Genomic DNA, 9073 nt, shown 5'->3' on the forward strand with positions numbered 1-9073 from the left:
GCGGCGATGGCCGGCGCGATCCTGGCCGCGCGGCTGCAGCGGGTGCCGGTGGTGCTCGACGGCTACGTCGCGACCGCCGCCGCGGCGGTGCTGCACGCGCTCGACCCGCGCGCGCTCGACCATTGCCTCGCCGGCCACGTCTCGGCCGAGGGCGCCCATGCGGAGGTGCTGGAACGCCTCGGGCTGGTGCCGCTGCTGGCCCTCGGCATGCGGCTCGGCGAGGGCTCGGGCGCCGGCATGGCGATGGGGCTGCTGAAGGGCGCGCTCGCCTGCCATCGCGACATGGCGACGTTCGAGCAGGCCGGCGTCTCGGGCAAGGCCGGCGTCTCGGGCAAGGCGGAGTAGCAGGATGAAGATCACCCAGGCCTTCACCTTCGAGGCGGCCCACCGCCTGCCGAACGTGCCCGAGACCCACCGCTGCCACCGGATGCACGGGCATTCCTACCGCGTCGAGCTGACGGTCGCCGGCCCGGTCGACCCGCGGACCGGCTGGGTGGTCGACTTCTTCGACATGGAGGCGATCTTCGCGCCGGTGCTGCTCCGGCTCGATCATTACTGCCTCAACGAGGTCGAGGGTCTGGAGAACCCGACCGCCGAGAACATCGCGGCCTGGATCTGGCATCGCACGAAGCACGGCCTGCCGGGCCTCAGCTCGGTGAAGGTGTTCGAGACGCCGATGTCCTGGGCGGAGTACGACGGTGACTGACGAGCGCGCGCTGGTCCTGTTCTCGGGCGGCCAGGATTCCGCCACCTGCCTCGCCTGGACGCTCGACCGGTTCGCCCATGTCGAGACGCTGGGCTTCGACTACGGCCAGCGCCACCGGATCGAGCTCGACGGCCGCGACGCGCTCCGCGACGGGATCGTCGGCATCCGCCCCGACTGGGCGGAACGGCTCGGCGCGGACCATACCCTGGCCCTCGACGCGCTCGGGCAGGTCTCGGAAACGGCGCTGACGCGCGAGACGGCGATCGGCTTCGAGGCCGGCGGGCTGCCGAACACCTTCGTGCCGGGCCGCAACCTCGTCTTCCTCACCTTCGCCGCCGCTCTGGCCTATCGAAGGGGCCTGCGGCACGTCGTCGGCGGCATGTGCGAGACCGACTATTCCGGCTACCCGGATTGCCGCGACGACACGATCAAGGCGCTGCAGGTCGCGCTCAACCTCGGCATGGAGCGACGCTTCGTGCTGCACACCCCGCTCATGTGGCTCGACAAGGCCGAGACCTGGCGCCTCGCCGAGCGCCTGGGCGGACGGCCGCTGGTCGATCTGATCGTCGAGGACAGCCACACCTGCTACCTCGGCGAGCGCGGCGCGCGCCACGCCTGGGGCTACGGCTGCGGCATCTGCCCGGCCTGCGCCCTGCGGGCCTCCGGCTACGCCCGCTTCGTGGCCGACGCACCCGGGAAATCGGGCCAGAACGCCGCCGCTTGACAGGGCGCCCGCGTCAGCGGGTTTGGACGATCACCCCGTACCAGCCGAGGCCCGCATAGGTCTCGTAGCCGGGGGTGCGGTGGAAGGCGGTGACGGCCCCGCCCTGCACCACGCCGCTGGCGCTTCCCTTCGGATCGAAGGCCAGCGTCTCGCTCAGCACGCCCCGGTCGTCGGAGGCGGCGAGGACGCGGCGGTCCGCATCCACGAGCAGCACCAGCGTGCGGGCACGATCCTGCGGCGAGACCCGCACGCCCGCCACGATCGCCCGCGCCTGCGGTTCTCAGTCGAAGTGGATCGCCAGGACGCCGGCCGGCACCCCATCCGCTCGCCCGCCCTCGCGGATGCTCGCGCAGTACGTCGCGACCTGCGCCCCGCCGAGACGCGCCTCGCGCCGCACGTTGCCGGAGACGTAGTCGTCGCCGCTGCGCAGGGCTGCGGCCTCTCGGAACCAGGGCTCGTCGGCGACGCTGTCGCCGCGCACACCGGGATACCGATCCGGCCTGCCGACGGCGAGGATGCGTCCGTCGCGGTCGCAGACCCAGAGGTCGAGATAGACCGTGTAGGCGGACAGGCTCACGCCGAGGCGTGCGCTCGCATGGGCCGCGGTCGCTTCGCCGGGCTCGGTCACGCAGGCGACCAGGGCCGCATCCGTCGCCCACCAGCGCACGTCGCAGGTCCGCTCGTAGAGATTGCGGTCGACGAGCTCGATCGCATTGAGGGCGAGATCGATCATCCGCTCGCCCTGGGCCTGGACGGCCATCGCGCCGACGGTGCGGCCGAGCTCGCCGATATGCCCGGACAGCTGCGTCTCGAGCTCGCGGGCGAGGCTCTCGATCTCGGTGCCGATGCCGCGGACCTCCTGTGCCACCACGGAGAAACCCTTGCCCTGCTCACCGGAATGGGCCGCCTCGATCAGCGCGTTGAGCGCAAGGATCTTCGCCTGCGCGGTGATCTGGTGGATGCGCCCGATCTTCTCCTGTGCCACCCGGCTGACCCCGGCGGTCAGGGTCGAGATCGTCGCCAAGGTCGGCGCCGGCTCGACCGCCGCGTCCGCGGCTCGGCCGACGATCTTCGAGGCGGAGACGGGCATGCGGGTCGGCTCGGGTTCGGATCGCGGGTCGTGACTTAATACCTAGACGCGCCGAGTAAAAAAAAGACTTTAATCTGACCGAAGAGCCGGGCGGCGCTGCTTTCAATCCGGCCGCCGCTGTCCGCGGCGCGAAACCCGTCCGTCTCGGGCGGCCATCGTTCGCGAGCCGGGTCAGCGCAGGCGGTCGGTGAGCGCGGTCAGCGTCCCGGCGAAGGCTTCGGGCCCGCCGAGCAGCCGCTCCAGCAGCAGGGCGCCTTCGAGCGTCGCCACCACCAGGCGGGCATGGCGCGCGGGGTCGAGCCCGGCCCGGATGCTCCCATCGGCCTCGCCGTCGCGAAACACCTGCTCCAGCCACGTCAGGTGATGGGCGAAGAACGCGCCGACGTCGCCCCGCAGCCGTTCGGGCAGCGCGTCTCCCTCCGTGGCGAGCGCGGCGCACAGGCAGCCGAGCCCCTGCTCGACACCGCCGAGATAGAGCCGGCCGTAAGCCGCGATCCGGTCGATGCCGGCCGGGTGCAACGCGCAGATGTCGGCGAGGGCCGCGTCGTAGCGTTCGCCGTAGGCCGCCACCAGCGCCGCGCCGAGATCGTCCTTGGTCCGGAAGTGATGGTGGATGCTAGCCTTGCGGATGCCGACCACCTCGGCGAGGTCGGCGTAGCTGAAGCCGGACCAGCCGCGCCCGCGCACCAGCATCTCGGCCTGAAGCAGCAACTCGGCGCGGGTATCTCGCATCGCAGGGTCGGAAACCGTGTTCGCAGCGCGCCGCCGGGCAGCACGTTCCCTCTTGTGGCACTTGACGCCGAAGAAATCTACCTACTAGATGGTTGGAACAATAAGTCAGGAGGTCCCGCATGTCGGGAACGGCTCAGCGCCACGCCCATGCCCGCCGCAGGGATTCCCGGCGATGAGCGCCGTGCTGACGCGCCGCGCCGCGCTCTTCGGCGGGTTCTGCCTGTGCTGCCTTCCGAAGCCCGGCTTCTCGGCCGAGTCCTTCGCGATGGAGGAGGTCGGGCCCGGCATCTTCATGCGCCGCGGACCGAACGCCGACGCGACGCCCGAGAACGACGACGCGATCGCCAACATCGGCTTCATCGTCGGCAAGGAGGCCGTGCTGGTCACGGAGTCGGGCGGCAGCCTCGCCGACGGGCAATGGCTCCGCTCCGAGATCGTGAAGCGCACGTCGAAGCCGATCCGGCACGTGGTCATCACCCACGTCCATCCGGACCATTGCTTCGGCGCCGCGGCCTTCCTGGCCGACAAGCCCAACGTCATCGGCCATGCCCGCCTGCGCGAGGCGCTCGACGCGCGGGGCGACTATTACCGCCAGCGGCTCGTCGACATCCTCGGCGCCGACAAGGCCGGCAGCGTCGTCTACCCGACGCAGGAGGTGAAGGACGGGGCCGAGGTCGACCTCGGCGATCGCACCCTGCGCTTCGCCGCACACGCCACCGCGCACACCTCCTGCGATCTCTCGATGATCGACAGCGCCAGCGGCCTGCTGTTCACCGGCGACCTGCTCTCGGTCGGCCGCATCCCCTCGCTCGACGGCAACCTCAACGGGTGGCTGAAGGAGATCGAGGGCTTGCGGGGCTCGGGCGCGACCCGGGCGGTCCCCGGCCACGGCCCGGTGTCCGTCGCGCTGGCGCCGGGGCTCGATGCGCTCGCCGGCTATCTCACCACGCTGCGCGACGAGACCCGCAAGGCCATCGCCGCCGACGTGTCGATCGAGAAGGCGGTGGGGACCGTCGCGCAATCCGAGCGCGGCAAGTGGGACCTGTTCGACAGCTACAACGGCCGCAACGTCACCGAAGCCTACAAGGAGCTCGAGTGGGAATGAGGCCCGGCACGACTTATCTTTCACGCCATCGGAGGAACGCCATGAAGTCCGCCCTTTCGTTGATCCTGAGCGCGAGCCTGTCGGCCGCCATCCTCGCCGGCCCGGTCCTGTCCGGACCCGTCCTGGCGGCCGGTGCCTCTGACACCGACGCCGAGCGCGCCGCGCGCTGGCAGGAGATCGCCAAGTCGGTGTTCGGCGACCGCAAGATCGCGCCGACCGACAGCCTCATCCGGATCGACGCGCCGAACCGCGCGATGGATGCGGCGCTGGTGCCGATCACCCTGACCATGCCGGAGAAGGACAAGATCAAGGCGGTGCACTTCGTCATCGACGACAACCCGTCGCCCTACGCCGCGCACTTCACCTTCGGCCCGGCCGCCGACCCGAGCGAACTGAAGCTCCGGGTGCGCGTGAACAACTACACCAACGTCCACGCCGTCGCCGAGACGAAGGACGGCGGCCTCTACGAGGCGGTCAAGTTCGTGAAGGCGTCGGGCGGCTGCTCGGCTCCCATGGGCATGAGCGACGAGGAGGCGATGAAGGGCATGGGCGACATGCGGATGAAGTTTTCCGGCGAGGCCGTAGCGGGCAAGCCCGTCGAGGCGACGCTGATGATCCGCCACCCGAACTTCTCGGGCATGCAGATGAACCAGGTGACCCGCGACTACACGCCGGCACGCTACATCAACAAGCTCGTCGTCACCGCCGGCGACAAGACCGTGTTCACCATGGACGGCGACATCTCGATCGCCTCGAACCCGGTGATCAATTTCGGCCTCATCCCCGAGCCCGGCAAGCCGATCAAGGTCGCCGCCACCGACAGCCAGGGCGGCTCGTGGGAGCACAGCTTCAACGCGCCGAGCCCGAGCAACTGATGCCCGCGCGCCGATCCCATCGCCTGATCCGCGTCGGCACGGCGCTGGCCGCCGCGGGTCTCCTCGCCGCGGCGCCGGCGGACTCACCGGTGAACGTGCCGGAGCCGGCGGGCCTGCACGAGGGCGTGCAGCAGGGCTACACGCCGAAGACCCTGAGCGGCGCCGTCGTCGTCGACATCGCCGCCCTCGACGCGCTGATGCCGAAGCAGCCGCTGCTCATCGACGTGGCTTTGGCCGACCGGAAGCCCGCGAACTTCCCGGCGGACCGGCCCTGGCTTCCGGCCCACCGCTCGGTGCCCGGCGCCGTCTGGATGCCGAATGCGGGCGCGGCGCCCCTCGATCCCGTACGGGAGGACCTGTTCCTGAAGCGGGTCGAGGCGCTGACCGGCGGCGACAAGGCAAAGCCCATCGTCACCTTCTGCCATCCCGATTGCTGGGGCAGCTGGAACGCCGGCAAGCGTCTCGTCCGGCAGGGCTACACCGCGGTGCACTGGTTCCCCGACGGGATCGAGGGCTGGCAGGACAAGCACGAGACCGCTGTGGTCCGAGAGGACCCCGAATGGGCGCGCAAGCCGGTCTCCGCCGGCGAGCGCTAGCGCCTTCTCGAGCGCGCCGCATGCCGGCTCGCGTGGACGCGTATCGCCCGGCCGAGCCTGACACCCTCCCGCAAAGGAAAAGCGGCGGGCGGGATTCTCGGCGCCGGACGGTGTAGAGGAGGCGCGCGGGCGATCCTGATCGGCCGCGAGCCTCCGGCCCGTCAGCCGCGGGCGAGGTGACGAGAACGGAGTCCAAGACCATGTCGCAGGTCGTGCAGTCGCGGCGCGTGATGGCGGTGGATCTCGCCAAGCGGAAGGCCGAAGGCGCCAAGATCATCGCGCTGACCGCCTACCACGCCCACACCGCCAGCATCCTCGATCCGTATTGCGACTTCATCCTCGTCGGCGACTCGCTCGGCATGGTGATGCACGGCCTCGAATCGACCCTGCCGGTCACGCTGGAGATGATGATCCTCCAGGCCCAGGCGGTGATCCGCGGCACCTCGCGGGCGCTGGTGGTGGTCGACATGCCGTTCGGGTCCTACGAGGCGTCGCGCGAGCAGGCGTTCATGAACGCGGCGCGGGTGCTGAAGGAGACCGGGGCCGGCGCGATCAAGATGGAAGGCGGCGCCCGCTTCGCCGACACCGTCGCGTTCCTGACCCAGCGCGGCATCCCGGTGATGGGCCATATCGGCCTGACGCCGCAATCCGTGAACACCATGGGCGGTTTTCGCGTCCAGGGCCGCGGCCCGGACGGCGAGCGCATCCTGATGGAGGATGCCCGCGCGATCAGCGAGGCCGGCGCCTTCGCGATCGTGCTGGAAGGCATCGTCGAGCCGGTGGCCAACGCCATCGCCCGGTCGCCGGCCGTGACCGCGCCGACGATCGGCATCGGCGCCTCGGCGGCCTGCGACGGCCAGATCCTGGTGCTCGAGGACATGCTCGGCCTGAGCGACCGGGCGCCGAAATTCGTGAAGAGCTTCGGCTCGCTGCGCGCCCACATCGAGGAGGCGGTGCGCACCTACGCCGACGAGGTCCGGTCCGGGCGCTTCCCCGCCGAGGATCACACCTACGGGCCGCGTTGAGGGCCGGTTCACCCTGTTCGGGACGAAAACCCTCGGTCGCGCATACCGGACGATCGATCGGGCGTGGTCGTGCGTTACCCTCCCGATCATTCGGAGACGGCATGGACGCGCGCTGCATCACCCTGAACAACGAGGCGGTCCGCATCGGATCGGAGCGGCTGCTTAGCCACCTCCGCAGCGAGGGCTTGAATTACGACCTCTGGGTCACCGGCACCGATTGCGGGAGCACGGTGCACCTGCGGGTCGACGACCTCACCGACAGCCTGGACAGCCGGATCCGCGCGGTACTGGTCGGAACCGCCACGATGCTGGACCTCGCGACCCGGCCCCACGCGTGAGGCGCGACGCCGTCGATTGACGCATCCCGGTCGATCCCCGACAAGGCGGCCGCCCGACGCTCGGTCCGAGCGGCGCGGCATCCCCCCGCCGCGCCGCCCCGGCCGATGCTGTTCAACTCCTTCGTCTTCCTCCTCGCGTTCCTGCCCGCGGCGCTCGCGCTGCACGCCCTCGTCGAGCGCCATCGGCCGGGCCTGCGGCTGCCGCTGCTCGTCCTGCTGTCGTTCGTGTTCTACGGCTGGTGGGACGTGCGGTTCGTGCCCCTGCTGCTCGGCTCGATCCTGGCGAACTGGCTGGTCGCCCGCGCCTTCGTCAGGGCGCCGACCCGCTGGCTGATCCCGGGTGCGATCGCGGCGAACCTCGTCGTCCTGGCGCTGTTCAAGTACCTCGATTTCTTCGCCGACCTCGCCGGCCTGATCCCGGGGATCGAGGCGCCGCGGCTCGGCTGGGTGCTGCCGCTCGGGATCTCGTTCTTCACCTTTCACCACATCATGTACCTGACCGACCTTCGGGCCGGCCGCGCGCCGGCCTTCGGGCTGACCAAGTACGCGCTCTACATCGCCTTCTTCCCGCAGGTTCTCGCCGGCCCGCTCGTGCGCTGGAGCGAGATCATGCACCAGTTCGACGAGCGCCCCTATGCGCGCCCGGATGCGGCGGAGCGGATCGGCCGCGGGCTGATGCTGCTCACCGTCGGTCTGTCGAAGAAGGTCTTCTTCGGCGATCCGCTGGCGGGCTACGTCAACCCGGTGTTCCAGGCCGCCGCCGCCAGCAAGGCGGTGACGACCGCCGAGGCGTGGCAGGCCACCCTCGGGTTTACCTTCCAGATCTACTTCGACTTCTCGGGCTACACCGACATGGCGCTGGGCATCGCGCTGCTGTTCGGGCTCGTGCTGCCGCAGAACTTCGACGTGCCGTACCGGTCGGCGTCGCTGCGCGACTTCTGGCGGCGCTGGCACATGACGCTGTCGCGGTTCCTGCGCGACTACCTCTACATTCCGTTCGGCGGCAACCGCCGCGGCCTCGCCATCCAGGTCGCGGCCCTGTTCGCGACGATGACGCTCGGCGGCCTCTGGCACGGGGCCGGGCTGACCTTCGTCGCCTGGGGAGCGCTGCACGGGGCCGGCCTCGGGGCGGGCATCCTGTTCCGCCGGGCGAACCTTCGGATGCCGATGGTCCTCGGCTGGGCGCTGACGTTCCTGTTCGTGGTGCTGACCTGGGTGCTGTTCCGCGCCACCAGCTTCGAGGCGGCGCTGATCGTGTTCAAGGGGCTGGCCGGCTTCGGTCCGTCCGGCACCGGCTTCAAGTGGCGGACCATCGCCGTCGCCGCGGCCGTGGCGACGGCCGGACCGAGCGCCTGGGCCGCGGTCCACCGCATGCCGCCGAGCCGGCTCATCGCCGCCGCCTTCGCGCTGCTGTTCGTCGTCGTGCTCCTGAAGATCGGCGACGACGGCAATTACGACTTCATCTATTTCCAGTTCTGAGCCGATGCGGACCCCGTCGCCCGACACGGCCTGGCACGATTTCGCCCGTACCGCCGTGCTGACGGCGATCGGGCTCCTGTACGGCTACCTCGCCCTCGCGATCGCGATCGATCCCTACGACAGCGGGCGCTCCACGCTGTTCTCCGTCGGCGGCGTCCGGCCCCAGGGGCCGCGCACCGCGCTCGCGGTCCGCGGGCGCGACCCGGCCTTCACGGGGGCCGTCATCGGCAATTCGCACATCCAGCTCGTCGAGCCGGCTCGCCTCTCGGCCGCCACCGGCATTCCGTTCGTGCAACTCTCCGTGCCGGCGACGGGCCCGGGCGAGCAGCTGCTGGTCCTCGACTGGTACCTGCGCCATCATCCGAAACCCGCCGCCTTGGTGATGGCGGCCGACGACTTCTGG

At 70.5% G+C, this 9073-nt stretch carries 10 protein-coding genes and 2 pseudogenes; 10 read left to right on the plus strand and 2 right to left on the minus strand.

The window, feature by feature from the left end; genetic code table 11:
- From FV223_RS12905 to queC, 3 genes are all read left to right on the plus strand, one after another.
- On the plus strand, positions 1-345 hold a 345-nt coding region (locus tag FV223_RS12905), incomplete at its 5' end, for a nicotinate-nucleotide--dimethylbenzimidazole phosphoribosyltransferase (protein ID WP_187276131.1).
- 4 nt (positions 346-349) lie between these two features.
- Positions 350-706, plus strand: coding sequence for a 6-carboxytetrahydropterin synthase QueD (gene queD / locus FV223_RS12910; RefSeq protein ID WP_147727427.1), 357 nt, complete (start codon positions 350-352; stop codon positions 704-706).
- The gene (gene queC, locus FV223_RS12915) at positions 699-1430 is read left to right on the plus strand and encodes a 7-cyano-7-deazaguanine synthase QueC (protein WP_147727428.1); all 732 of its coding nucleotides are present in this window, start codon (positions 699-701) and stop codon (positions 1428-1430) included. Before queD ends, queC begins: the two co-directional genes overlap by 8 nt.
- Positions 1431-1443: 13 nt before the next feature.
- On the opposite strand, the pseudogene FV223_RS32430 reads toward queC, so the two are convergent.
- Together FV223_RS32430 and FV223_RS12930 are read right to left on the minus strand one after the other, a co-directional pair.
- A pseudogene (locus tag FV223_RS32430) lies at positions 1444-2520 on the minus strand (methyl-accepting chemotaxis protein).
- Between the two features lie 171 nt (positions 2521-2691).
- Positions 2692-3252: a TetR/AcrR family transcriptional regulator gene (locus tag FV223_RS12930; protein ID WP_147727431.1), complete on the minus strand. Its 561-nt coding sequence runs from the start codon at positions 3250-3252 to the stop codon at positions 2692-2694.
- A gap of 172 nt (positions 3253-3424) precedes the next feature.
- Between FV223_RS12930 and FV223_RS12935 the strand changes: the two genes are divergently transcribed.
- From FV223_RS12935 to FV223_RS12965, 7 genes and pseudogenes are all read left to right on the plus strand, one after another.
- A complete protein-coding gene (locus FV223_RS12935) occupies positions 3425-4357 on the plus strand; it encodes a quinoprotein relay system zinc metallohydrolase 2 (RefSeq protein ID WP_147727432.1) in 933 nt (310 codons plus the stop codon).
- Positions 4358-4398: 41 nt separating this feature from the next.
- Positions 4399-5232, plus strand: coding sequence for a quinoprotein dehydrogenase-associated SoxYZ-like carrier (locus tag FV223_RS12940; RefSeq protein ID WP_147727433.1), 834 nt, complete (start codon positions 4399-4401; stop codon positions 5230-5232).
- Entirely contained in the window at positions 5232-5828 is a 597-nt protein-coding gene (locus FV223_RS12945; RefSeq protein WP_147727434.1) for a rhodanese-like domain-containing protein, read from the plus strand. The genes FV223_RS12940 and FV223_RS12945 overlap by 1 nt, the downstream gene beginning before the upstream one ends.
- A gap of 200 nt (positions 5829-6028) precedes the next feature.
- Positions 6029-6853, plus strand: coding sequence for a 3-methyl-2-oxobutanoate hydroxymethyltransferase (gene panB, locus FV223_RS12950; protein WP_147727435.1), 825 nt, complete (start codon positions 6029-6031; stop codon positions 6851-6853).
- Positions 6854-6954: 101 nt separating this feature from the next.
- A complete protein-coding gene (locus tag FV223_RS12955) occupies positions 6955-7191 on the plus strand; it encodes a hypothetical protein (protein WP_147727436.1) in 237 nt (78 codons plus the stop codon).
- A gap of 105 nt (positions 7192-7296) precedes the next feature.
- A complete protein-coding gene (locus tag FV223_RS12960; RefSeq protein ID WP_147727437.1) occupies positions 7297-8670 on the plus strand; it encodes an MBOAT family O-acyltransferase in 1374 nt (457 codons plus the stop codon).
- 4 nt (positions 8671-8674) lie between these two features.
- A pseudogene (locus FV223_RS12965) lies at positions 8675-9073 on the plus strand (hypothetical protein); the annotation flags it as partial.

This window comes from Methylobacterium sp. WL116 (assembly GCF_008039455.1).
In the GTDB taxonomy this organism is placed as follows: Bacteria; Pseudomonadota; Alphaproteobacteria; order Rhizobiales; family Beijerinckiaceae; genus Methylobacterium.